This window comes from Aetokthonos hydrillicola CCALA 1050, assembly GCF_017591665.1.
Classification (GTDB): domain Bacteria; phylum Cyanobacteriota; class Cyanobacteriia; order Cyanobacteriales; family Nostocaceae; genus Aetokthonos; species Aetokthonos hydrillicola.
The window spans coordinates 1-1,863 of sequence record NZ_JAAKGC010000335.1 but is presented as its reverse complement, the minus strand read 5'-3'; the positions used below and the strand labels follow the sequence as shown (position 1 = coordinate 1,863).

The window sequence follows — 1,863 nt, the reverse complement described above, 5'->3', positions numbered from 1 at the left end:
ATAGTTCCCTTTTACATAGCCAAACATAGACAGGCTACTTTACAGGTCTTTAAGCAACACTGACGGAAGCATGTTCACGCTTAAAAGTCGGTGTTATTCGCCTCGGATGTACTACCAGACACCCTCTATCCCTCTTTAATTCTTCTTGCAAGCAATCAAAATAATTTGGGATTACTTTTCTTCCTATATTAAACGCGCCGTTAACATCAGCGTGGATCTTAGTACCTTTTTTGGAAACGTACCACGCTCTTTGTACACGTTGACCTGAGAAATTATGCTTTGTGTTAGGTTTATAAGTTGGGATATTGTCCCAATCCAAAAAAGAAGCAATACTTGTGTAAGATTCTTCTCCAACCGTAACCGTGATTCCTGCTTGCTCTAATTTATAAACTAGAACTTGTATGAATCTAGCATGAGGTATTTGTGTAAAAGACTGATTTGTTTTCTTTCCTAGATTAAGTGCTGTTTTCCATTGTTCATTCTTTCCTATAGCAACTGTTGAAACACCTAATCCAATAAATTTGTTAACTAAAAACCTAGTGGTTTGGTGGATGTAAGAATCTACAAACTGATTCCTATTTCTTGTAATGTTGTTAAGTCTATTTGTGTAGGGTGCTTGGTGGGATAAAAATCCTTTGAATTTCGCAACTTGTTTGTTATAGAATTTGTTGACAGATTTTAAAGGTTTACCATTAATAGCTAACGGTTGAATGCTTAAATCATTAAATACAACAGTAGCTAAGTTATCTAAGCCTATGTCTATTGCTGCTGCTAGATTGGATGAACCCGTAAACACAGTAGCTTGTTGTTCTTCATAAACAACTTCTATGATGAAACAACCTACTTTAGGCACTATCCTAACTTCACAGATATTTTCAAACTTTATTCCAGGCTTTACAGGCACTCTTATTGGTGACATTGAAGGAACTATAAACCCTTTATTAAATTCCTTCTTCCCTATAGCTTGATTATTAAATTTTACTAAATTATGTTTTTTAGTAATAAAGTTTGGAATTTTTGGTTTGCCTGTGAACTTAGAACTATCTTGTTTGTATGTATCTAGAGCGGCATCATATGCAGTCCAAGCATCTGCGTTTTGTTTCAGGACTAATTGTGCTACTTTTGCAGGCAATTTTTTATAATTCTCGTTATCTTTAAAGCCTTTGTCTAATTGGGACAAATTAAGGAACTTATAACCAAAAAAATAACCTTGTCTTTGATTATATTGAACAGTGTTGTAAAGACATCTAGAGATTGATGTTATTTCTGCACAATAACTATACCAATCATGGGATTTTTTGATTATATGTTTCTCAACACTCTTCATTTTGTAAAGCCTCGATAATTTTTTGTGTCTTACGTTTTGACCTACGTTGACCATATAATCTAGCAGCAAAACTAGTGATAATTGCTATCAAGTCTTGCATTAATTCATCTCTACCATTATCTGTTTGGTTTACAATTTCTAATTTGATATTTAGGCGGTTTAAAAGAATAGAAATACAACCAATACCGAATCTAGCTAATCTGTCTTTATCTTCAACAAGTAAAACATCATAATCATCAGCCTCTAATAAATTATTTAATTTTTTCCTGTTATCATTTAACCCACTTCCGACTTCTTTAACAATTTTGACAATCGTATATCCTGTCTTCTATAGAGTATTGCGTTAATCTATCCGATTGCCTTTCAAGGTTTGATTTATTTTCTGAAGAAGAAACACGGGCATATATAGCAACCTTTATAGAGTCCTTTTTTTGAGATTCATTTTGTGGTGTAAAGTCAACTAATACTGTGCCTGACGGTGATTGTTTAGCAGGATGAGGTAGTTTACCGGCTTTCCACCAACGCCAAGCAGTTTT

At 33.9% G+C, this 1,863-nt stretch carries 2 protein-coding genes and 1 pseudogene; all 3 read right to left on the bottom strand.

Annotation, left to right across the window (positions count from 1 at the left end; genetic code table 11):
- Positions 1 to 49 precede the first annotated feature (49 nt).
- On the bottom strand, positions 50 to 1,327 hold the full coding sequence (locus G4P69_RS37625; RefSeq protein ID WP_208341393.1) for an RNA-guided endonuclease InsQ/TnpB family protein: 1,278 nt from the start codon (positions 1,325 to 1,327) through the stop codon (positions 50 to 52).
- Entirely contained in the window at positions 1,314 to 1,631 is a 318-nt protein-coding gene (locus G4P69_RS37620; RefSeq protein WP_313890616.1) for a recombinase family protein, read from the bottom strand. Before G4P69_RS37620 ends, G4P69_RS37625 begins: the two co-directional genes overlap by 14 nt.
- Positions 1,624 to 1,863: pseudogene (locus tag G4P69_RS37615) on the bottom strand (recombinase family protein); the annotation flags it as partial. The pseudogene G4P69_RS37615 and the gene G4P69_RS37620, both read right to left, overlap by 8 nt.